This is a genomic window from Nonlabens xiamenensis (assembly GCF_003865345.1).
GTDB lineage: Bacteria > Bacteroidota > Bacteroidia > Flavobacteriales > Flavobacteriaceae > Nonlabens > Nonlabens xiamenensis.
Genome location: NZ_RMVE01000002.1, coordinates 141,019 through 162,594 on the forward strand (window position 1 = coordinate 141,019; position 21,576 = coordinate 162,594).

Here is a 21,576-nt window from a genome sequence, read left to right on the forward strand (position 1 = left end):
CGCAACATGGCCGACGGGATTTTTATTTTGCTGATCTATAGATTAGTCTCTTGTCAGTTTCTTGTATCTTATACGCTTAGGAGTAACATCTCCCAATCGCTTTTTCTTGTTTTCTTCATACTCCGTAAAACTTCCCTCGAAGGAATAGACTTGAGAATCACCTTCAAAGGCTATAATATGGGTACAAACCCTATCCAGGAACCATCGGTCGTGAGAAATGATTACGGCACATCCAGCAAAGTTTTCCAAACCTTCTTCCAAGGCTCTTAGGGTATTTACATCCAGATCATTTGTAGGTTCATCCAGCAATAATACGTTTCCTTCTTCCTTTAATGTCATGGCCAGGTGAAGTCGGTTGCGTTCACCACCAGAAAGGGTAGACACTTTCTTATTTTGTTCAGAACCAGAGAAATTAAAGCGGCTCAAATAAGCACGCGAATTCACCATTTTCCCACCCATCATGATCATGTCCTGACCATCAGCAAAGTTCTCCCAAATAGATTTCTCAGGATCGATATCGGAATGAGATTGATCTACATAGGCCAGTTTCACGGTATCTCCGACATGGAAGCTGCCTTTGTCTGGCTCAACCTCTCCCATGATCATTTTAAAAATAGTGGTTTTACCCGCGCCATTAGGACCAATAATACCTACAATACCGTTTTGTGGTAAAACAAAATTCAGATCTTCATAAAGCAGTTTGTCGCCAAATGCCTTACTCACACCTTGGGCTTCAATAACGTTAGTACCTAACCTCGGACCATTGGGAATATAGATTTCCAATTTTTCTTCCTTGGCTTTTTGGTCCTCGTTCAGTAGCTTGTCGTAATTATTCAAACGTGCCTTTTGTTTAGTTTGCCGGCCTTTGGCTCCCTGTCTTACCCAATCTAACTCTCGCTGAAGGGTCTTTTGGCGTTTGGATTCAGTTTTTTCTTCCTTTTTCAGTCGCTCACCTTTTTGTTCCAGCCAGCTCGAGTAATTCCCTTTCCAAGGAATCCCCTCACCGCGATCCAATTCTAAGATCCAGCCAGCCACATTATCCAAAAAGTAACGGTCGTGGGTCACCGCAATCACAGTTCCTTTATATTGGGCCAAGTGTTGCTCCAACCACAGAACAGATTCGGCATCCAGGTGGTTGGTAGGTTCATCCAACAGAAGTATCTCAGGTTGCTGCAATAGCAATCTACACAAGGCTACCCGACGTCGTTCTCCACCAGATAGATTTACAATCTGAGCGTCTCCAGGTGGCGTGCGCAGCGCGTCCATGGCGATTTCCAGTTTGGTGTCCAGTTCCCAAGCGTTGAGTGCGTCGATTTTATCCTGCAACTCGGCCTGGCGATTCATTAATTTCTCCATTTTATCGGCATCCTCATAGTTTTCAGGAAGCCCAAAAAGATCATTGATTTTGTTGTACTCATCAAGTACTTGAACGGTTTCTGCCACTCCTTCTCTCACGATTTCCATCACGGTTTTGGAATCGTCCAGTTCTGGTTCCTGTTCTAAGTAACCGACCTGATATCCAGGTAGAAAATGTATATCTCCCTGATAATTTTTTTCCTTACCGGCGATAATTCGCAAGAGGGTAGATTTACCAGAACCATTGAGTCCCAGGATACCAATTTTGGCACCGTAGAAAAAGCTCAGGTGAATATTTTTTAGCACTTGTTTTCCAGTGCTTTGATAGGTCTTTGATAGACCAGACATGGAAAAAATGACTTGTTTATCGTCGCTCATAGGATGCTTTTTTTTCTTTTAGAATCTTGTATAATTTTTCCAGGGATTGATCCGCATAACGCTTTCTCGAAAGCTTTACTTCCTCTTGTCCCTTTACTTTTAAATATAATCCCTTTTCAGATAAATCCAGTTGCTTTAGCTCGTTAAAGAGAAAGCCAAAAGTTTTTCTTCCCAAAAGGCTGATGGTAATGGATTTATGGCTGTAAGATACCGAGTTACGGGTGGTGAAACTGTCAAATCCGTTCTTGTAGAATAAGAATATGGATAGGAGTGCAGCAAGCGAGCTGTACAAAGTAAGGTCGAGAAAAAATAGGACTACAGCGGCAACTAGGCTGGTCAATGCCAGTCCCAACACCCACTGAAAAGAGGGTGAACCCATATCCTTAAAATGGATACTTTCTTTCATTTATACCCGTCCCTTCAAGGCGTTGAATACCCAAGCGATTGCAAAAAAACCAACACCTACTGAGGCAAACCCATAACCAGCAACTTCCTGATATTTAAATGCGCCCAAGGCAATCAATCCTACGCCAACAATAATCATGATCAAAGTCGCCCAACCCAATACTCCATTTTTATTCAATGCCATAGTTCAATATTTGATCTGCAAATATAAAACCTTATTTACACGAAATTTCTTTCAAGGCAAGGAATGCAAGTTACAGCTAACATAAATGTTGAATATCTTTTCCTGAGGCCACAAATCGATAATTTAGCCCACATCGAACGGTTGATCACCCGAAAAATGAAGTCGAATTGAACCTGAGCGTGCTTGTCGATCACCAGCTCCCGCCGGCTCCACCACCACCAAAGCTACCTCCACCAAAGCCACCTGAGAAACCTCCTCCTGAGAAACCACCCCCAGAGGAATTACTATATCCGCCACGCCCCATATTACTCAGAATAATTACATCCAACAGAGATCCACCACCAGTGCCTCCACCTTTACCTCTATTTTTAATATTGAGAAAAATAATGAATAAGAAGAAAGCAAAGGCAAACAATGTGATATAGGGAAAAGGTTGTTGACGACCAGAACCATCAAATTCTCCGTTTAAGGCTTGAAAAATGGCATCTGCAGTCTGGTCTAAACCTTGATAATATGCCTGCTTCTTAAAATTGGGAATCAAAATACGATTGACCATGCGTTCTGCATCGCGATCTGATATGATAGGTTCAATACCTCTTCCTAAATTGATGTCCACCTTACGGTCCTGCACCGCCATGATCAGAATAATACCATTGTCTTCTTTTTCCTGACCGATGCCCCACTGTTCTCCCCAGCGGGCACCTAATAAATCTAATTCCTCTCCATTGGAAGAATTGATGATGACATAAACAATCTGGGTCGAAGTGGAGTCAGCATAGCGCTGTAATTTATTGCTCAATACTTTGCGCTGAGTATCGGAGAATAAATTGGCGTAATCATACACTGCTTTCTGATTGTTGACCGAAGGCTTTTTTGGAATTTGGAATTGCGCCCAAGCCAATTGAGCACCCAGCAGTAGAAATAAAGAAAGAATCAGGGATTTATACATCAGCCGACAGAGATTTCGTTGGGCAATTCATTGATATCGTTCACGTCCCAGGGAAAATACTGCGCCAATTCTCGACCTACCAGATCAATTCCGTCAATGAGTCCCTGTTGAAATGCGCTTTCGCGAAAGCGAACCGCCATCACGTCCCTGACCGAATTCCAAAATTCAACCCCCACCTTTTTGTGGATACCTTTATCGCCGATGACGGCAAATTGATGATCAGCTACTGCAACATAGAAAAGAATACCGTTTTCTTCTTTGGTATTGTCCATTTTAATTAAATGGAAGAGCACTTGGGCCCTCTGCATTACGTCCTTACAATGGTGTTCCAGGTGCACGCGAACTTCACCACTGGTTTTCAGTTCAGCTCTTCTGCGGCGCTCAAAAATCCTCTACTTTGCTGGCCATCTTAGTTTTCGAAAAGGTCCCCTACATCCGGTGCTTGGTCTGCGCCTTCATCAGCTTCATAATAAGCTGCTTTTTCAAAACCAAAAGCTGGGGCGAGAAAGACACCAGGAAATTTTCCGATTTTAGCGTTGTAGACCTCTACAGTCTCATTGTATCTGTTGCGTTCAGTATTGATACGTTCCTCTGTGCGCTCCAGCTCATTGATCAACTCTTTGAGTTGCTCGTTGGACTTGAGCTCAGGATAGTTCTCATAGGTAGCCAATAACCTATCCAGCCCAAAGTTTACGGCGCTTTGTGCTTTTGAATAAGCGGCAATGTTTTCAGCCGTCAGATTGGAGGCATCCACGTTGATCGAAGTCGCTTTAGATCGTGCCTCAATCATGCCGATCAAGGTTTCTTGCTCAAACTCGGCATATTTTTTTGCGGTGGAAACAATGTTTGGAATCAAATTATTGCGAAGTTGATAGCTGTTTTCAACATTGGCCCATCGCCCTTGTACACCTTCGTTCAAACTGATGGTATTATTGTACCAGAGTACCCCCATCAATAATAGCACTAGAGAAATTCCACCCAGAATAATACCTATAATGCTTCCTTTAGATAAATTACTCATTCGTTACGAATTTAATATTAGATTGGTCTATATATCATTTCTAAAGCTACAAGAATTGATATGTTTACAATAACCCTTGTTGTAACCTTATAAAATAATCAGGAGCTTTAAGTAATCGACTGCCATACCAACTGAACATTTCGCCATCTACGATTTTAAATTCGGGTACTAGATTGGGTTGAACAGGATGTTGGGAAGGTGCTTTGAGGAAAGCTTCTCTGAGTTCGCCAGCATCAGATTCGGTAAATGGATAAGGCTCAGAAGACAGCAGCACTACTTCTGGCTGAAGAGCGATGATATCCTCAATTTGCAAGCTGGGATAACGGCTTAACTTTGAGGTTAGGTTTTCAAATCCTGCTTTTTGAAGCATATCGTTGATAAAAGTGCTTTGACCAATCGACATATAAGGATCTTTCCAAATCAAATAGACTGCTTTTTTGGGCCTATCAAATACGGGCATTCTATTAAACGCACTGCGTATTTTCCTAGCCACAGATTTGGCTTTGAAACTAGATCCTGTGAGTGTCCCCAAGTCCTTTATCATATCCAATGCCTGCTCCAGATCGTCAATATCGGATACATAGGTAGGGGCTATCTGATCACAAAATGAGACAGTTTCTGCCGTATTTTCCTCTTTGTTGGCTATAATAAGGTCTGGTTGTAGATCGAGTATACGTGAATTCACCGTTTTCTTTGTTCCCCCCACTACCGTTATTTCCTCCGTCAGGTTGTTGGGATGTACACAATATCTGGTAATTCCCACCAAACGGTCGCGGAGTCCTAGATCGATCAGCAATTCTGTTTGAGAAGGAACGAGAGAAATGATGCGCTGGGGCATCTTGTCAAGGGCTATGATACGGCCCATTTGGTCGGGAATCTTACAGAACATTAATCTAAAGCATTTTTTGTAACCCACAGTTTGTAACCGAAGATTGCCATTTGAAGCTTATTGGCTTTGGCCAAATCCAGTTGTTGTTTCGTAAAACTCGGCAACAAGGCTTTATTAATTTTGGACAAGGTTTTGAAAAAACTCTTTTTCATACCACAAAGGTATGTTTTTGCCTGCGGTTTGGGTATTAATAAAAAGCAAAACCCAAGTTCTTTCGAACCTGGGTTGTTGGGCAATTCAAATATGGAGCTTTTATTTGTTGGGCACCATAGTGATCAGTGGAGCCTCGCTATCTTTGGGATATATAATACGTATAGAAGCGATTCCTTTTTCAGTGACATAAGTATGTTCAACGCCGTCGATTTCAATTTTCAGTTTGCGCAATATGTCTCCGCTCATGCGATGGGTTTTGATTTCCATCTTGTGACCTTTGGCCTGCATTTTTTCGGCTAGGCGTTGAAGCCCTGCTTTGGTCATGTTATTGGTCATAAAGGATTTTTCCATATCCGAGACCGGGTAGCCGTTTTTAATTCGGTAAAAAGATTCTGCTAAAAATCGATGGCTATTTTTTATGCTATCAGCAGTCACTGCACTTAATTCGACATATGCTTTTTGTCTGGCACGATTGACTTCGTTGCGCTGATCCATTTGCTGGTGTTTTAGTCTTGTCAAAGAATCCTTACGCAAAACAAGTACTTCATGTCTTGCTTCCATCGCCTTACGGCGTTCCTTCATCATTCCTTCCCTTTCTTTCTGGCTGATCTTTCCTAAAATCTTGATCTCGGCATCCGGATGGGTTTCAATCAGGATAACGCCATTGGCTCCTTCAGGTCCATACATCTTGATTTCCTTAGCGTCTTTCAAAACCGACACACTTTTAATATGCTGGGGAGATACGGACTGTACGGATTCAGAATCCATGGGCTCACCATTCAGTATAAACAAAGGAGAATGGGTGGTAGAAAGAGTCCTTTGTTTAACAATTGGCAAGCTAAGTATTGTTAGGCTATCTTTTTCTGTATCCTTGAATCTGATCATCATTTGAGAGCGGCTTAAGGAGTCTAGAAGCTTGGTAGGAAATCTGGACACCAATGCTTGTAAGCTGTCACCCGCATATCTAGTTTCCATTTCTCTAGCCATAGCTATCACACTATCCAAATCCATGTTGATATCACCAGAGATATGAAATCCAGGAAACTTAGGTGCAGGTGTTGAAATCACATAGGCTTCATTACCTAGTCGTTCTCCACATTTTCCCATTGTCCAGCTTTTGGCGCTATCAGATATAATGCCCTTTACACAAATGTCAGGAATACCTTTTTCCCTACTATAGGATTGGGAACCTCTATAGCCACGATTATCATCAAGGGTCAATTTAATGCGTACAATACGGCCATCTACAATTTTGAGTCGGCCATAATTAAAGTCCACATCGTATTTATCTTTTAGAAACTCCTTTTTTTCCTTAAGATATTGCTCATTGTCTTCGGCGTCAATACTGAAGGTAATTGTTTGGGTAGTCGCTAAATTTAAAGTTCGCAGGTTATTTTGGTCATACGGCAGAGGTGATTGAGCCTGGGTAGGTTTTCTGCTGGTATGATCCGGCAAATTCTGAGACTGATCTGAATCCTGGACAAACTCTGGAACACTGGTTGGTGTTGGAGTTGGATAGGTGCTATTTGTTTTCGCGGCAGCGATATATTCGATCTCCTCCACGACATTAAAACTATAGAGAAAAATGACGATGACGGGTAGAATAAGCGCATACTTATAGGCATTCCATCGGGCAGAGGCCTCTTGTTGCAACATCATAATACGCTTTTTAATAAACGGCGTAAAAAAATTGTTGGCCAGAGCTGGCTGCATATGTCCGGCTGCTGCACTGAGCAAGGTGCGCTCATAGCTCATCCCTTGATTATTCTCTCGTTTTGCCTTGGCATCGGCAAGAAACTCCAGATTCTCCCCTATCTGTCGTTTTAATATCCATGCCAGCGGATTTACCCAAAACAAGGCTCGGTAGAGGTGGGCTAGCAAAAGATCAATAGAATGCCATTGTCTAGCATGTGCTTTCTCATGATCCAGAATGGCATCACTTCCTGGGGTTCCCAAATCTGACTCATGGAAACAGATAAAGTTGAAAAAACTGAAAGGAGCCAGCTTTCGCGAAAGCGAGACCAAAATAAATTGACCGTCTTTCTCCTTTTTTCCAGCCCGTAAAATCTTGATTAGCGAACTAAGTTCGACTACAATTTTGCCCAAAAAGAAAATGCTAACTGCCAGGTAAAAATATAGACCCAATTCCCAAAAGTCAATGCTTGGTTCTGGCATGGGCTGTTCCAACACTCCCGCCATAGGCGTGATCCATTGCCCTGGAATGTTAAGGGTCTCAGGTTGCTCTACATATACGGTCTGCGTGATCTCAATCAATGGAAAAAAGATCGAGGCCAATAAACCAAACAGAAGAAATAATCGGTTGGCTTTAAAGAAGGTCAGTTTGCGCAACAACAATTGGTAAACAAGTACAAAGATGCTGAGTACGCCGGCGCTTTTGAGTAAGTATTCCAATAGTTCCATCTTATTTTTCTTTTGATTCGATCATTTCCAATATTTCTCTGAGTTCAGAGGCACTAATTTTTTCTTCCTTGGCAAAAAATGATACCATGTTTTTATAGGAGTTATTGAAATAACTGGTCATGGCATTATTGACAAATTTGTTCCTGTAGGCTTCTTTGTCAATCAAAGGGAAGTATCGGTGAGTTTTTCCAAAAGCCTCATAACCAACATATTTTTTATCCTCCAGTTTACGTACAATGGTAGATACCGTATTATAGTGGTTTTTTCCTTCCAACTCTGGAACAATCTCTTTAACAAAGGCATTCTCGAGCTTCCAGAGTGCCATCATCACTTCTTCTTCTTTTTGGGTGAGTTTTTCCATAATATTTATAACAATTTATTTTACAATAGTTTAAAAAATCTGCCTTTGCATTTTTACCTGTTGGATATCCATCGTGCCGGCTTGTGGATTCAAACTTATAACTATTTTTTTAGTTTACCAACTATTATTATAGTTTTTAAACTAAAAAAATAGTTTAATCTGCCCTATTTCCTCTATTGATCGTATCTCCCAACTTCAGATTCAGTTAACGTGTACTAACATTCATATGTGAACAACAACAATTGCTTTATTTTTGTCAGCAAATCATCACCAGTGCGCATCGACATCATTACTTTATTACCTGAATTGATCAAAAGTCCTTTTGAAGCCTCCATTTTAAAGCGCGGCATTGAAAAAGGCCTGGTGGAGGTGCATATGCATGATTTGCGCAAATACGGCCTGAACAGATATAACCAAGTGGATGATTACCAATACGGCGGTGGAGCAGGCATGGTCATGATGATTGAACCGCTGGACAAATTGATTCATGAGCTCAAGGCGGAAAGGGAGTATGAAGAAGTCATTTATATGACACCAGATGGTGAAACCTTGCACCAAGGCATGGCCAATCACCTGTCCACCAAAAAAAATCTACTGATTATCTGCGGACATTATAAAGGTGTGGACCAAAGAGTGCGTGATTTATATGTCACCAAAGAAATTTCCATCGGCGATTATGTCTTGTCCGGCGGGGAATTGGGCGCTGCAGTACTCTGTGATGCTCTGATCCGATTAATTCCTGGCGTGATTTCTGATGAGACTAGTGCATTGACCGATAGTTTCCAGGACGGATTGCTGGCTCCACCAGTTTATACACGTCCAGCCGACTATAAAGGGCATAAGGTTCCTGAAATTCTGTTGAGTGGAAATCTACCAGCCATCGAGCAATGGCGGGAGGATCAAGCTTATGAGCGAACGAAAAACAGGCGTCCCGACCTTTTAAAAGAAGATTAACATGAACTATTGAGCAAAAAAATGTAACTTTGAATTAGAACGAGAAGATGAAAACAAAACTACTATTTCTTTTATTCGGATTTTTTATGCTGTCCAGTGGGGTCTTTGCAATGCAGGATCAACCTGATATCGTACAAAATCAGTGGTTGACCGACAAGGAAGAAATGAGCTTGTTGACCAATCCAGTCAAGGATGGATATCTAAAACTTAGATTCTCTTCGACCACCAGCACTTCTCTTAATGTCACCATCATTAATTCGCTGGGCAAACAAGTTTACAATGCCAAACGCGGTATGAGTGACGAGGTGCACGCCTTTGATGTATCTAAATTGCCCGCAGGTATCTACTTCCTGCGCGTGAACACTGATGACTCTAACTTTGTCAAAAAGTTGATTATCAAATAAACACTTACCGTACTCCCCCACCCGATGGCCATCTCGTTCAATCCTCTTTTGGGAACCCGGTTAAATTGTCTAATTCCATAAAGTGTACGCTCTATTCTGTTTATGTAATGAACACAGGTTGTTTTGCATAAGGTAATTTTTGTACAACAATTCTATAGAAAGCACTTGCGCGTTTAAAAGAAGTTTGTATTTTTGCAGCTCGTAAAAATGAACCTCTGACGATCACCGTGAATGTCCTTTTTTACGCCAACTTATATAAGACAATAGTTATGTCAGATTTAGTAAAATTCGTTCAAGACGAGTTTGTAACAAAAAACGAACTCCCAACATTTGCCGCTGGTGACACCATCACCGTGTACTATGAAATCAAGGAAGGTGAAAAAAGCCGTACCCAGTTTTTCCGCGGAGTCGTATTGCAATTAAGAGGTTCTGGAGCCACCAAAACTTTTACCATCAGAAAAATGAGTGGTGGAATTGGTGTTGAGCGTATCTTCCCATTGAATCTCCCAGCGATCCAAAAAATTGAAATCAACAAAAAAGGTAAAGTACGTAGAAAGCGTATCTTCTACTTTAGAGAACTTACTGGTAAAAAAGCGCGTATCAAAGAAGCGCTTAGAAAGTAATTTCTATATTTATTCTATCAAAGCTGTCCTCTACTGGACAGCTTTTTTTTTGGTCATTTTTTGAAAACAGCGGGCAACCATCCACCTTTTTATTCTTAGATCGGCTACTCAGAGGAAAGGTTTTTCACTGAAGAAGAGCGATTCTGGACTAAAATACCCTAGTAAACTGCTAAGCATAAGTAAAAATGGTTTTAAAAACCTGATCTACGCCTTATATTTGCTAGCCGATCAAAAGCATCGCCAATACCGTGCATTCCCATGGTATTTTATTTTATAATATAACTTTAACTCCTTATGTCAGATCAACCTAAGATCATATATACCAAAACGGATGAGGCGCCCGCGTTAGCTACGGCTTCCTTTTTACCTATCATTGAGAAATTTATTGCTCCAGCGGGAATAGACATTGAGACCAGTGATATTTCTTTGGCTGGGCGAATCCTTGCCATCTTTCCAGAACGATTGACCGATGAACAGCAACAACCCGATGCATTGAGTGAGTTGGGCGAATTGGTTAAGCAACCAGAGGCCAATGTGATCAAATTACCTAATATCAGTGCTTCTATTCCACAATTAGTGGCAGCTATCACTGAATTACAATCCCAAGGTTACGATGTTCCCAATTATCCAGAAGATCCAGAGACCGAGGAAGAAAAAGACATCAAATCCAGGTATGACAAAATCAAAGGTAGTGCGGTAAATCCGGTACTCAGGGAAGGAAATTCTGACCGACGCGCACCAAAACCTGTAAAGCAATACGCCAAAAACAATCCGCACAGTATGGGAGCATGGAGCAAAGACTCTAAGTCCCATGTATCTACCATGTCAGCTGGTGATTTTGCCCATAACGAAAAGAGTATCACTACAACTGGCGCAAAGACTGTCCATATCCAATTGGTGGATGGTTCAGGCGAGGTGCAAGTCTTGAAAAAAGAATTGGCGCTGCTGGAAGGAGAAATCCTTGATGCTACCTACATGAGTAAGGAGGCATTGTTAGAATTTTTGGAAGAGCAAATGGTAGATGCCAGGGAAAAAGACATTCTATTCTCCCTACACATGAAAGCCACCATGATGAAGGTGAGCGATCCTATTATTTTTGGACATGCGGTACGCACTTTCTTCAAGCCTGTATTTGATAAATATCAAAAGCAATTTGACCAGATCGGTGTAGATGTCAACAATGGATTCGGTGATTTATTGGGGAAACTACATGAACTACCAGCCGATAAGAAAGAAGAAATCCAAGAAGCCTTAAGACGCGTGATGGATTACCGTCCAGACCTGGCCATGGTAAATAGTGATAATGGTATTACCAACCTTCACGTTCCTAGTGACGTCATCATCGACGCATCCATGCCTGCAATGATTAGAAATTCTGGTCAGATGTGGAACAAGGATGGAAATTCCCAAGATACCAAGGCCGTTATTCCAGATAGTTCTTATGCGGGTATCTATGATGCCACCATCGAATTTTGTAAAGAAAATGGTGCCTTTGACCCAACTACTATGGGAACTGTTCCCAATGTAGGTTTGATGGCACAAAAGGCTGAAGAGTACGGCTCACACGATAAGACCTTTGAAATACCAAATGACGGAACCGTACAGGTGGTAGATGCTGACGGAAATGTATTGATAGAACACAAGGTAGCCGAAGGAGATATCTGGAGAGCTTGTCAGACCAAAGATGCACCGGTTCAGGATTGGGTAAAATTAGCTGTTTCCAGAGCCAGAGCCACAAATGACCCTGCTATTTTTTGGTTGGATGAAAATCGTGCCCATGATGCCGAATTGATCAAAAAAGTTAATACGTACCTCAAAGATCACGATACCGAGGGATTGGATATCAGTATTGCTGCACCTGTAGAGGCTACGCAACGCACACTCGCACGTATGAAAGAAGGGAAAAATACGATTTCTGTAACTGGAAACGTATTGAGAGACTATAACACTGACCTATTCCCTATCCTGGAAGTAGGAACCAGTGCAAAGATGTTATCCATCGTTCCTTTGATGAATGGCGGCGGACTCTTTGAAACGGGAGCCGGAGGAAGTGCACCAAAACACGTACAGCAATTCCAAAAAGAAAACCATTTGAGGTGGGATTCTCTGGGCGAGTTCCTGGCACTGGCGGTTTCTTTGGAACATTTGGCCGAGAAATATGACAACCAAAAGGCACAGATCATAGCCGATGGACTGGACAAAGCGACAGAGAAATTTCTCTTGAACAAAAAGTCTCCGTCCAGAAAGGTGAATGAATTGGACAATAGAGGTTCTCACTACTACCTCGCTCTGTATTGGGCGCAGGAGTTGGCCCAGCAAGACAAAGATGCTGAACTGGCTGATTATTTCAAGCCTTTGGCCCAACAGCTTTCTGAGAATGAAGATAAAATCACCCAGGAACTGATAGATGTACAAGGTCAATCCATGGACATAGGTGGTTATTACAAACCTGATGCAGATAAAGAAGTGGCTGCCATGAGGCCTAGCCCGACTTTAAATGCCATTATCGGATAATTAAAACTCCTTTTTAAGCATATGACTCCCAGGGAATATTCTCTGGGAGTTTTTTTAAGGTATTATACTGACGAACAAGTTTTTGACAAACGGAACGCTACGATAGATAGCTTCTCATTATACCAGTCTGGACCTGCATCACCTGCCTGGTACTAATTTTTACTGCTCATTATTCGGGTCTTCAGAGATGTTTTGGTGGATGACGCTTAAACATGCTTTATTGTTGCGCTCTCGGTTACATCATCAGTGTTGAAAATTCGCTTTCGCGAAAGCGAATCATTCATTCATCTTTCAGAAATATTGCCCGATCCCAAAAACGAAACCTCTGGTAGCACCTGGGGTCACCCCTACTCCGTAGTCAATTCTCAACACGGTATTAAATATACGTTTATGGATAAAGCGCATCCCAATACCCGGGTAAATTCGTAAGTTTTGTTGATCTCCAAAATCCGAAAGAGGACCACCTGGATTGCGCCAACTCCCTGCATCCACAAAAAAATTGCCCTGGAAAACAAACCAATCTTTGTCCACGAAAGTATGTCGGTATTCTGTGTTCAAAACAATGGCTGCTGTACCTCTGTCAATGGTATTCCCTACGCCTCTTATATTTAAGTTATTGTCCACAGCAAAGGGAGCAAAAGGAGAGTCGTCATTGGAACTAAAACCAATACGTAGCCTATTGGCCCAATTACCTCGTTTACCCACACGCTGAAAATAAAAGAAATCATTACGCCAAATGGTAAAACTGGGTAGACTCTGATCCTGACTTTCTACGTATTGCAGATTAAACAAGCTTCTGAAACCATTTAAGTATTGAAAATAATATTTAATGTTATTATAATCGTAAATCAATTTGACCAGAAATTTATCCACTTTCAATTGTTGTGGAACCTGATCTGCCACCGCACCAGAGATATAAGAGTAATCTTCAGAAAAAAGACTAAAACCTACCTCCGCGCGATGGGCCAGGTTATATTGATACATTATCCCAGCAGAAAAGGAAGTATTGTTATAACGATATTGGGCCACATTGTTGTCAAAAAATACAGGTTCTTGGGTGGTAAGGGAATGCGCACTTAGGGATACACCCCAGTGTTTATTGAATAGATATGGCGCTCTAAAATCCAAGCCATAGGAATCAAAAATGTCATTTTGGTAAAAGAGTCCGATGCCTATACCTCTTCCAAGGGCATTGAACTCGTTGATGCCTAACCGATAAGCCAGCTCGTCCTCATTGGTGGTATAAAAATTGAAAAATGGGATAATAGTCCAATTTTCTTGTACCCCAAAAACCACTTTACAGTAAGCTGGGTCTTCTAATTCATGCACTTGAAAATAAGCGTGACTTACCCCAGGCTCCCGCCTTAATCGTTGTACATCTCGCTCCAGTTGAAGACTGTCTAATGGTTGTCCAGTTCGGGTCTCCAGAAGTGACTTGATAAAGCTAGTTTTGGTCTTTTTGTTCTCTTGAACCTCTATCTCAATAATGGTTTGCGCATAGCAGAAAACACCTGCCCCTAGGAATAATCCAGTGACAAGTGCTTTCAAACAACCCTTAATTAATATTTTCTTATAGAACAATACGCAACCCCAGATTAAAAGTTTCACCTAGCCCAGTATTATTACCACGTACAAAATTGGTATACAAGGCTTCCAGGTTTAATTCGTCAGTGAGTTGATACTTCACACCTGTTCCCAAGGCTGTAAAGTCTTGTGCAAAATCATTTCCCAAATCCAGACGTTGGGCATGTTGGGCCAAAGCCAAAATGGTGAACTTTGAACTTGGAAAATAACTCAAAAACACGCCAGGTATAAGATTAAGACTATTATTGGCAAAACTATCTTCTTCATTGCCCAGACTGAATTCTGTGTTCAGCTCTGCAAAGATCTGCCAGGTCTTACTCGGAAAGGTATAATCGTAAAAGAAGCGGTTTTGTAAACGATAACTTTGTTGGGCAAAAAAGACACCATCTTGAACTTCCTCGCTCACTAATGGAATAAAGAGCGAACTCTGAACGGAGAAATTGTTGATTCCAGAAAAAGGGACGAATTTTACCGAAGGTGCAAAGGCTGTGATACCCGCTGCACTCCTGTTTTCTTGATTCTTAAATTGCAGGACGTCAAGCGCTGGAGCATCATTCACCACATTACTTCGGACTTCCAAAATCAAACCTAGGTTCCATCTTTTGTTGTTGCCCACTCCGGTATAAGCTTCCAGGGTTGAGGTGAAGAAGCTTTGACGAGGTTCTGTCCCTTCGGAAAAGGTGCTTTCAGTTTGGGTATACAAATTATTGAACCACTTGATATCAAATTGGCCTTTCCCAATGAGTTTAGAGGGTGTTAAGTTTTGAATAACAGAACCTTCATCCTGAGGATCAGCATCTTGAGCATTGACAAAAAAAACACAGAAGACAGTAAAGTATAAGGCCAAAAAGGCTTGAATAGGTTTCATAAAGATGGGGTTGGTTTATTGTTGATTAATTTTCCAGTTGTACGGATAAAATTTGATCTTGGTATTTTCTGGAAAACCTTTTTGATGATAAGTATTGATAAAAGCCAGAATTCCACCTTCTTTTTCAAAGTCGGTTGCATACCACTCGAATATTTGAGATACCATCAGTTTTTTTCCCGGGCGGATAAACTGCTCATCATTGATGGCCAACTCGGTTTGCTGGTCCAGTTGCTTTTCCAGCATACTTGGTGTATAAGCTCGATCAATCAACGGCGGACAACCTAATGCACCGCATACCAAAACAAAGTGATGTCTTGGATCGTTAAATTGGGCCCGTAACAGTTTGTTTTCAATATCATTGAGTGTTATTTGCTTACCTCCTACCTGATGTTTGGTTTGGTCAAAAAAACCTTTTTTATCCAATGGAGAAGCTATCGGATAAGCATCTACCAGAGATTTGATCACCAAAAGATTGTAGGCATTGATCCAAAACGCCTGATAATCGGCTGGCTGATCGATGGATACGTTCAATTCTTTCACATGATCTACAATCTCATTTAATACCTGCGGATTTTTTGCCACTGCTGCATAATCCACTAATCCATCATTAACGTGTTGTTGAAGAAATGCATCCCAAGCTTTATAGAAATCGGCTGTGCTTTGCGCATAACTCCAAGGAAGGCTGCTCAAAAAAAGAAGGATAAAAAGGTACTTTTTCATGGTAAGGCTTTTGCCAAAAGTAGGTCATACTATGCTGTTTTAGCGCTCCACATTTCTCAACAATTCATCACTTTTAATCACAGAGATGTCACGGAGAGACCGACTTTTGATATATACTACAAAGACGGGACCATAATATAATGGCAAGTTGGACAAATTATTCTCTTAAGCTTCTTGGGTATCCTTGGCTTGATGTTTATTTCACCCAACCTGTTTTTCGTCGTTAAAAAGATGGTCATATACATCAAGTATGAATGGTAGATTTTCGCTTCAAGCGAAAAAAAGCCTTCAAACACAATGAAGAATTTGCGTCTATCCTCTTTAAAAAGCGAGGTATCGTCAATTCTTAATGGTGCCTGAAGGCCGTAATAGAAATTTTACCGAGGTGTGGTTTAGGAATCTGATTTCTTTTCTGGATACCAATCCATCAATGTCACTTCGATATTTTGGTTAACACCATTGACCATTTCCTTGAATTTCTCAACGTCCTGGAATCCATCCTGCCCTCTGTAATGGTAAGGAATCACTTCATCTGGTGTAAAACTCAATACCGCATTGGTCGCCTGATCGATGTCCATAGTATACGGTAAATTCATACAAAGGAAGGCCTTATTTATGTTTTTCAGATCATTCATTTCTGGAATGTGCTCTGTATCCCCTGAAATATATATGCGGTAACCATCTTTTTCTAAGACATATCCATTGCCTCTACCCTTTTCATGAAATTGTAGGCGGCCTTCTGTGATATTATACATGGGAATGGCTGTAATCTTTAAACTTTCTCTTGTCGCGGTTTCTCCATTGGCGACAGTCACCGTGGGCTTCAACTCATCCGGCAGTTGGGAAGTAACCGCTTCTGGCGCAAAAAGAAAATTAGATTCATTTTTTAAGGCTTGAAGAGTTTCCTTATTCATGTGATCCCCATGAATATCAGTTACCAAAATTACTTCTGGCTCAGGCATACCTTCAAAAGCAGTTGCACCACCTACTGGATCTACATAGATGATCTGACCGTCCCAATCCATGACAAAAGTCGCGTGGGAAATAGGTGTGATAGTAATGTTTGGCATTTCAACCTCGGTGGTTTCTTCTTCTACCTCAACTTTGGTTTCCATGGTTTGATCAGATTCCTTGTCTTTACAGGAAAATAGGACCCCAGCCATGAGTACTAATAGGATAAATTGTTTTTTCATGATATTGGTTTATAATTTTAAAAGTAAGTCTGTGCATTTTATTTATTACCAAAATAAAATTAAAATGTTGTCGATCCATAATTGATTCCTGTGCCTCAAGTATTTAATATGCAATGCATAACATTAAGTTTAAACACATAACTTTTCACTAAACCAATATAGACCTTAAGCTAACCATTTGGTAAATAAGTGTTGTTATCTGCATAGCATGATTTGGGAAGTGCCATTCTAATTTTGGACCACTAAACAAATCAAACTATGAAAGTAAAATCTCTACTCTTGCCAGCGGTCATTTTGATGACACTGGTCTCGTGCAATGAGGATGAAGGTACGGTAAGCAACCCACAGTCCTCGAGCATCCAGCTCCGTACGTATTCTTCAACGCCTAACTTCCTGAAAACTACACCTGCATTTGCTGATGTTCAGGTAATGCCATTATTATCTAGTGAGGACAGACTTCAAGACACGCCTGAGTTTGTATATGGGTCCATGGCTGATGGTGCCGGGTTACTATACAACCCTGATCAGGATAATTATACCTTGATCAATAATATTGAGGCAGATTACTCGATTGCAAGAATAACGCTGGATAAAACATTTAAGCCGATCGCTGGCGAATACATCCTCAACGAACAAGCTACAGGCTCAACAGCCCAGTGCAGCGGTACGTTGATCACTCCTGAAGAACATGGTTTTGGACCACTCTATCTTTCTGGTGGTGAATGGGGAGGTGCTTCCAAAGGTGTATTTGCTACCGAAGTTACCAAACATAGTTCCGTACGCATGTTCCCAGAAATGCTACCCGCTATGGGGCAATGGAGTACTGAAAATGCTGTACCCATCGGTAAAGATGCGTACAGTAATAAGACCGTAGTTTTTATTGGGGATGACCATTCCAACAATGATGTGCCTAGCGGTCAATTAGGTATGTATGTAGGAGAAAGAGGAGACCTCTACAACGGTAGACTCTACGGACTAAAAGTCTCGAGTCCAGGTATCGATTTTGAAATGAATATGCAGGAAGGTCAGACTTATGATGCTGAATTTGTCCAATTGGATGAACGCAACATCGACCTTTTGGATGCCGAAGCTAAACAAAAAGGCGTGATGGGCTTTTCCAGGTTAGAAGACATCGACTGGAGAAGAGGTAGTGCTGCGCAGCAAAGAGAAATCTATCTCACTGTAACTGGTAGAGACACACCTGGTCTGATCGGCAAAGGCACAAGATATGGGCGTGTCTACAAAGTCGAACTCAATGAAAACGACCCGACAGGGCCAGCCAAAATCACTTGTATATTGGACGGTGACAATGAAAATGGAATGGCCTGGGGTTTCCATAGTCCAGATAACATTCTGGTCACCGAAAATTTTGCCTATATCCAAGAGGATCCCAATGGTTATTTTAATGACCCAGCCAGGGATCACTACGCTAGACTTTATCAATATAATCTCAATACAGGTGAGTTAAAAGTAGTATTGGAATGCGATCAATTAAGTGCGGCAGCAGCAGGAATTGGAACTGAAAACCGTATCTGGGAAATTACCGGTATGATCGACATCTCAGACGTGATCGGTGTTGATGAAAGCTTTTTAATACTGACCCAAAATCACGGTTGGGAACCAGCAGATGGCAGCGCATTCTCTGATCCCAATGCGGTAAATGATGTCGCCAGTAGTAGCAAGGAAGGTTCTATGATTTATGTCATCTCTGGATTGGATCGTTAAAATGGACAGGTTCAACAACTATCTACAGAAAACCTGCCTTGTCGCAGGTTTTCTTTGCTTGGTCTTGAGCTGCGAGAATCGGGCAGATTATAGCGAGATCAATGTGGTCGATCCTATAGGCCAACTGGAGTCTACCTACTTAAAAGATCTCGACGCTTGCCTAGCCATCATTGAACAGATGAAAGGCGAGGAAGACCTAGATACTCTTCAAACATTCTATCATCAGGCCAGGGCCAAATTCAAGGAAATGGAGCCTGTATTGTCATTCCATGATATCAATAATTATGCAAGCCTCAATGCACCCAATATACTTAAGGTCGAGGAAGAAGACCAGACAGATATTAAAATCAGAGAGGCCAAAAGCTTCCAGAGCTTGGAAGAAGAGATTTACGCTGATCAACCCGATCTGGAGCGCATTCATTCCGCAGCTGAATTTATTGCCTCAAGACTTGAATTGATCAAGATAACCACAGATTTATCCCACTATAAGCCCTACCATATACTTTGGTTGGTACGTAAGCAATTAGTGCGTACAGCAACGACTGGGGTAACTGGATTTGACAGTCCTGTTTTGGAAAACAGCTTGGAGGATGCGGTGCTCGCTTTCGCGAAAGCAGAATACTACCTTTTTTTATACGAAGATAAATTCCAGCATCCAGCCTTAAAAGATAGCTGGCGTCGCGCATTTACAGCCGCAGTCAATGATTTAAAAAGTACTGATTTTGACAGCTTTGACCGTTATGAATTTATACAGCAACATATAGACCCAATGTTGGCTATATGGAATGAGACAGCCGCAGATTGGGAGATCCAATTCCCTTTAGAATTGGCCATGTCCAATGAGGCTACCCATCTCTTCGGTAAAGAAAGCCTTTCACCGGATTATTTTGCTGACCATCAGGTGGGCCAACTAAAAAAAGAGCAAGTGAATTTGGGCAGAATGTTGTTTAACGACACTTCTCTGTCCGCTGACGGAAGTATGAGTTGTGCGAGTTGCCATGTGGCAGATCTGGCTTTTTCGGATGGAAAAAAAACACCCAAAGGACTTGACAGAAATAGTCCTGGTTTGACTTATGCGGCTTACCAACGCGGTTTTTTTTACGACAAGAGATCTGGAAGCCTTGAAGGACAGATTATAAGTGTTATTGAAAATGAAAAAGAATTCCACTCAGATCTGCGTCAGTTTGTAGGATCCATAGCCAATGAACAAAAGTACGTGCAGGCTTTTGCAAATTCCTACAAAAGCAAGATAGACGAGCGTAGTGTACGCAGAGCCATTGCCGATTATGTGAGAAGTCTGACCGACTGGGATTCTAGATTTGATTTGAGTATCAGAGGAGAGATCGACGATTTGACCCAGGCCGAAATCAACGGGTTTAATTTATTCATGGGAAAGGCCAAATGCGCCACCTGCCATTTTGCTCCAGTATTTAACGGGACCGTTCCACCAGATTATCTGGATACTGAAATCGAGCATTTAGGTGTTCCAGAAAAAGCCGATTGGGAAAATGCAATCATCGACTCTGATCCAGGACGTTATACTGTATTCAAAACTAGTTCGAGAAAACATTTTTTTAAGACCCCTAGCATTAGGAACATTGCCTTAACCGCCCCTTACATGCATAATGGCGTCTACCAAACCTTGGAAGAGGTAGTGAAGTTTTATAATCTTGGAGGAGGATACGGCATCGGTATTACAGATCAGGAATTTCAAACTTTACCACCTGATCCACTGGACTTGACCGAAAAGGAACAATCCGATCTTATCTCTTTTATGAAATCACTCACGGACGCCAGGTATAATTCTCATACATCTATAAATCCAAAAGCTTTATAAATAGAAGATGATTTCAAAAGTTTCAGGGAAGGTCTGATACCAGCATCGCCAGTGCCTTTCCCACCTGGCCAGGATAACCAAACTTTGGGGCTGCCTCACAGATGTGGATGTATTTGGGCAGCTCATCGGCTTCCTCTATGATTGTTTTGATGACCTGACGCAGTTGATTGATATCATAACCTACAGGAGATTGTGCACTGGAAGGGAAGTTAGCGACCACATCCATATCCACTTCGAGTCCAAAATAGGAGGAATCAACGTGTTCCAGAGCCTCTTTTACCATTTGTTCGGGATGATGATAATTGATTTGGTAAGCCGAGTAACCCAACCGATCCTCTTCCTCTATCAATTGAATCATGGGTTGGCTGAGATAGGCTTCTTGAATCCCCAGCATGTAGTAGGCACGCAAATAGCCTTCTTCCAATGCTTTTCTAAAACCATTCCCACTGTGCCGACCTGAACCAACTCGCAAATCTGTATGTGCATCTATATTGATTACATCAATGGGACGTTGATCACCTAATGCTCTGATAATTGGATATGCATTGTTATGTCCGCCGCCAATGATCACAGGAATTTTATCAGTTTTCCCAATTTGGCTTACCACCTCGCTTACCCGTTGGTCTAGCGTGGCTGTGAGGTGGCTGAGTTGTATGCGCTGGTTGTGAATTGCAGCATCTAGAGATTCGGCTTGCTTCATTAAATCGGCCGTTTCAACTTGACCCAGCATAGCAAACCTAGTAGCGTCGTTCAAGGGACTGTGCTGTAAGGAAAGGAATGTTTTTAAAAAGGCTTCCCAAGCTTGAGCTGCACCAGCTCTCCCCATATTGGCCCTGACTCCGATATCTTCAGGTATCCCCATCAACACATAGCTTGCGTCAATCGATTCTAGTTCCATTTGTTCCAGGACTTGGATCTTCTGGGCAAAACAGATGGCTTGATCTTCTGGCTGCTGCTCTTCCTGGGTCAAATCATATCGCCTGGAAATAGCATGCTGGAGATCATTTTGAGTAAAAGGCTTTAAATACTTCATCATG

The 21,576-nt window shown here is 41.7% G+C and carries 21 protein-coding genes; 6 read left to right on the plus strand and 15 right to left on the minus strand.

Going from position 1 to position 21,576, the window contains the following annotated elements; translation table 11 throughout:
• Positions 1-42: 42 nt before the first annotated feature.
• The 10 genes from ettA to EGM47_RS05695 all read right to left on the minus strand — a co-directional run bounded on the left by ettA (position 43) and on the right by EGM47_RS05695 (position 8,117).
• Positions 43-1,734 (minus strand): energy-dependent translational throttle protein EttA, encoded by a 1,692-nt coding sequence (gene ettA, locus EGM47_RS05650; RefSeq protein WP_124979825.1) that lies wholly within the window; start codon positions 1,732-1,734, stop codon positions 43-45.
• Complete coding sequence (locus EGM47_RS05655) at positions 1,721-2,140, minus strand: hypothetical protein (protein WP_124979826.1); 420 nt, start codon at positions 2,138-2,140, stop codon at positions 1,721-1,723. Before EGM47_RS05655 ends, ettA begins: the two co-directional genes overlap by 14 nt.
• Positions 2,141-2,323 carry a CAL67264 family membrane protein gene (locus EGM47_RS05660; RefSeq protein ID WP_124979827.1) on the minus strand — a complete coding sequence of 61 codons (183 nt, stop codon included), beginning with the start codon at positions 2,321-2,323 and terminating at the stop codon, positions 2,141-2,143. It lies immediately after the preceding gene.
• 190 nt (positions 2,324-2,513) lie between these two features.
• Positions 2,514-3,272 (minus strand): TPM domain-containing protein, encoded by a 759-nt coding sequence (locus EGM47_RS05665; RefSeq protein ID WP_124979828.1) that lies wholly within the window; start codon positions 3,270-3,272, stop codon positions 2,514-2,516.
• Entirely contained in the window at positions 3,272-3,661 is a 390-nt protein-coding gene (locus tag EGM47_RS05670) for a TPM domain-containing protein (protein WP_124979829.1), read from the minus strand. Before EGM47_RS05670 ends, EGM47_RS05665 begins: the two co-directional genes overlap by 1 nt.
• A gap of 20 nt (positions 3,662-3,681) precedes the next feature.
• The gene (locus EGM47_RS05675; protein WP_124979830.1) at positions 3,682-4,293 is read right to left on the minus strand and encodes a LemA family protein; all 612 of its coding nucleotides are present in this window, start codon (positions 4,291-4,293) and stop codon (positions 3,682-3,684) included.
• Between the two features lie 64 nt (positions 4,294-4,357).
• Positions 4,358-5,182: an ABC transporter substrate-binding protein gene (locus EGM47_RS05680; RefSeq protein ID WP_124979831.1), complete on the minus strand. Its 825-nt coding sequence runs from the start codon at positions 5,180-5,182 to the stop codon at positions 4,358-4,360.
• The gene (locus EGM47_RS05685; RefSeq protein WP_124979832.1) at positions 5,182-5,334 is read right to left on the minus strand and encodes an SsrA-binding protein; all 153 of its coding nucleotides are present in this window, start codon (positions 5,332-5,334) and stop codon (positions 5,182-5,184) included. Before EGM47_RS05685 ends, EGM47_RS05680 begins: the two co-directional genes overlap by 1 nt.
• A 100-nt stretch (positions 5,335-5,434) precedes the next feature.
• On the minus strand, positions 5,435-7,756 hold the full coding sequence (locus EGM47_RS05690; RefSeq protein ID WP_124979833.1) for a M56 family metallopeptidase: 2,322 nt from the start codon (positions 7,754-7,756) through the stop codon (positions 5,435-5,437).
• Between the two features lies 1 nt (position 7,757).
• Complete coding sequence (locus EGM47_RS05695; protein ID WP_124979834.1) at positions 7,758-8,117, minus strand: BlaI/MecI/CopY family transcriptional regulator; 360 nt, start codon at positions 8,115-8,117, stop codon at positions 7,758-7,760.
• Positions 8,118-8,390: 273 nt separating this feature from the next.
• On the opposite strand from EGM47_RS05695, the gene trmD reads away from it, so the two are divergent.
• The 4 genes from trmD (at position 8,391) to EGM47_RS05715 (ending at position 12,612) form a co-directional block, all read left to right on the plus strand.
• Entirely contained in the window at positions 8,391-9,071 is a 681-nt protein-coding gene (gene trmD / locus EGM47_RS05700; protein WP_124980338.1) for a tRNA (guanosine(37)-N1)-methyltransferase TrmD, read from the plus strand.
• Between the two features lie 47 nt (positions 9,072-9,118).
• Positions 9,119-9,475, plus strand: coding sequence for a T9SS type A sorting domain-containing protein (locus EGM47_RS05705; protein WP_124979835.1), 357 nt, complete (start codon positions 9,119-9,121; stop codon positions 9,473-9,475).
• Between the two features lie 269 nt (positions 9,476-9,744).
• A complete protein-coding gene (gene rplS / locus EGM47_RS05710; RefSeq protein ID WP_124979836.1) occupies positions 9,745-10,098 on the plus strand; it encodes a 50S ribosomal protein L19 in 354 nt (117 codons plus the stop codon).
• Positions 10,099-10,392: 294 nt separating this feature from the next.
• Entirely contained in the window at positions 10,393-12,612 is a 2,220-nt protein-coding gene (locus tag EGM47_RS05715; RefSeq protein WP_124979837.1) for an NADP-dependent isocitrate dehydrogenase, read from the plus strand.
• 291 nt (positions 12,613-12,903) lie between these two features.
• On the opposite strand, the gene EGM47_RS05720 is transcribed toward EGM47_RS05715, so the two are convergent.
• From EGM47_RS05720 to EGM47_RS05735, 4 genes are all read right to left on the minus strand, one after another.
• The gene (locus tag EGM47_RS05720) at positions 12,904-14,220 is read right to left on the minus strand and encodes a POTRA domain-containing protein (RefSeq protein WP_240642302.1); all 1,317 of its coding nucleotides are present in this window, start codon (positions 14,218-14,220) and stop codon (positions 12,904-12,906) included.
• Complete coding sequence (locus EGM47_RS05725) at positions 14,183-15,064, minus strand: hypothetical protein (RefSeq protein WP_124979839.1); 882 nt, start codon at positions 15,062-15,064, stop codon at positions 14,183-14,185. Before EGM47_RS05725 ends, EGM47_RS05720 begins: the two co-directional genes overlap by 38 nt.
• A gap of 15 nt (positions 15,065-15,079) precedes the next feature.
• Positions 15,080-15,784, minus strand: coding sequence for a DUF547 domain-containing protein (locus EGM47_RS05730; protein ID WP_124979840.1), 705 nt, complete (start codon positions 15,782-15,784; stop codon positions 15,080-15,082).
• A 392-nt stretch (positions 15,785-16,176) separates the two neighbouring features.
• Positions 16,177-16,977: an MBL fold metallo-hydrolase gene (locus tag EGM47_RS05735; protein ID WP_124979841.1), complete on the minus strand. Its 801-nt coding sequence runs from the start codon at positions 16,975-16,977 to the stop codon at positions 16,177-16,179.
• 258 nt (positions 16,978-17,235) lie between these two features.
• Here EGM47_RS05735 and EGM47_RS05740 point away from each other — a divergent pair, with 258 nt between their 5' ends.
• On the plus strand, positions 17,236-18,702 hold the full coding sequence (locus EGM47_RS05740; protein WP_124979842.1) for a PhoX family protein: 1,467 nt from the start codon (positions 17,236-17,238) through the stop codon (positions 18,700-18,702).
• A complete protein-coding gene (locus EGM47_RS05745) occupies positions 18,677-20,539 on the plus strand; it encodes a cytochrome-c peroxidase (RefSeq protein WP_206052125.1) in 1,863 nt (620 codons plus the stop codon). Before EGM47_RS05740 ends, EGM47_RS05745 begins: the two co-directional genes overlap by 26 nt.
• Before the next feature lie 22 nt (positions 20,540-20,561).
• Here EGM47_RS05745 and EGM47_RS05750 read toward each other — a convergent pair whose 3' ends face one another.
• Complete coding sequence (locus EGM47_RS05750) at positions 20,562-21,575, minus strand: formimidoylglutamase (RefSeq protein WP_124979843.1); 1,014 nt, start codon at positions 21,573-21,575, stop codon at positions 20,562-20,564.
• Between the last annotated feature and the right edge of the window lies 1 nt (position 21,576).

Excerpts from the sequence above, each read along its gene's own strand:
- ettA (WP_124979825.1), bottom strand. The coding sequence starts at position 1,734 with ATGAGCGACGATAAACAAGTCATTTTTTCCATGTCTGGTCTATCAAAG.
- EGM47_RS05655 (WP_124979826.1), bottom strand. The coding sequence starts at position 2,140 with ATGAAAGAAAGTATCCATTTTAAGGATATGGGTTCACCCTCTTTTCAG.
- EGM47_RS05660 (WP_124979827.1), bottom strand. The coding sequence starts at position 2,323 with ATGGCATTGAATAAAAATGGAGTATTGGGTTGGGCGACTTTGATCATG.
- EGM47_RS05665 (WP_124979828.1), bottom strand. The coding sequence starts at position 3,272 with ATGTATAAATCCCTGATTCTTTCTTTATTTCTACTGCTGGGTGCTCAA.
- EGM47_RS05675 (WP_124979830.1), bottom strand. The coding sequence starts at position 4,293 with ATGAGTAATTTATCTAAAGGAAGCATTATAGGTATTATTCTGGGTGGA.
- EGM47_RS05680 (WP_124979831.1), bottom strand. The coding sequence starts at position 5,182 with ATGTTCTGTAAGATTCCCGACCAAATGGGCCGTATCATAGCCCTTGAC.
- EGM47_RS05685 (WP_124979832.1), bottom strand. The coding sequence starts at position 5,334 with ATGAAAAAGAGTTTTTTCAAAACCTTGTCCAAAATTAATAAAGCCTTG.
- EGM47_RS05690 (WP_124979833.1), bottom strand. The coding sequence starts at position 7,756 with ATGGAACTATTGGAATACTTACTCAAAAGCGCCGGCGTACTCAGCATC.
- EGM47_RS05695 (WP_124979834.1), bottom strand. The coding sequence starts at position 8,117 with ATGGAAAAACTCACCCAAAAAGAAGAAGAAGTGATGATGGCACTCTGG.
- EGM47_RS05705 (WP_124979835.1), top strand. The coding sequence starts at position 9,119 with ATGAAAACAAAACTACTATTTCTTTTATTCGGATTTTTTATGCTGTCC.
- rplS (WP_124979836.1), top strand. The coding sequence starts at position 9,745 with ATGTCAGATTTAGTAAAATTCGTTCAAGACGAGTTTGTAACAAAAAAC.
- EGM47_RS05715 (WP_124979837.1), top strand. The coding sequence starts at position 10,393 with ATGTCAGATCAACCTAAGATCATATATACCAAAACGGATGAGGCGCCC.
- EGM47_RS05725 (WP_124979839.1), bottom strand. The coding sequence starts at position 15,064 with ATGAAACCTATTCAAGCCTTTTTGGCCTTATACTTTACTGTCTTCTGT.
- EGM47_RS05730 (WP_124979840.1), bottom strand. The coding sequence starts at position 15,784 with ATGAAAAAGTACCTTTTTATCCTTCTTTTTTTGAGCAGCCTTCCTTGG.
- EGM47_RS05735 (WP_124979841.1), bottom strand. The coding sequence starts at position 16,977 with ATGAAAAAACAATTTATCCTATTAGTACTCATGGCTGGGGTCCTATTT.
- EGM47_RS05740 (WP_124979842.1), top strand. The coding sequence starts at position 17,236 with ATGAAAGTAAAATCTCTACTCTTGCCAGCGGTCATTTTGATGACACTG.
- EGM47_RS05745 (WP_206052125.1), top strand. The coding sequence starts at position 18,677 with ATGTCATCTCTGGATTGGATCGTTAAAATGGACAGGTTCAACAACTAT.
- EGM47_RS05750 (WP_124979843.1), bottom strand. The coding sequence starts at position 21,575 with ATGATGAAGTATTTAAAGCCTTTTACTCAAAATGATCTCCAGCATGCT.